General features: G+C 41.0%; 1 rRNA gene. It reads right to left on the bottom strand.

Going from position 1 to position 283, the window contains the following annotated elements:
- A 5S ribosomal RNA gene (rrf, locus tag AC23L6_RS13405) occupies positions 1-76 on the bottom strand; the annotation flags it as partial.
- Positions 77-283: the final 207 nt, after the last annotated feature.

The raw sequence follows: 283 nt of genomic DNA, 5'->3' as shown, positions 1-283 counted from the left end.
GTACCATCTGCGCTGGCGGGCTTAACTTCTCTGTTCGGGATGGGAAGAGGTGAGCCCCGCCGCAATAACCACCTTAAGAGGTTAAATTGCTTTAAGCAATTTTCCATAATTAATAGTTAAACATTGATAACTAATAATTACAGTAATATCTTAACATACTGAGATAAAGAAAGTTTTTTAGTTTAGAAAGGTCCCCCCTCCTTTGGAGGGGAAGGGGGAGGCTTGTACATAAGCTTACGGGTTATTAGTACTACTCGGCTATGACATTACTGCCTTTACACCT

The sequence above is a fragment of the Flavobacterium sp. R1_16 genome (genome assembly GCF_057652095.1).
The sequence above is the reverse complement of the archived record's forward strand: the minus strand, read 5'-3'. Positions and strand labels throughout refer to the sequence as shown.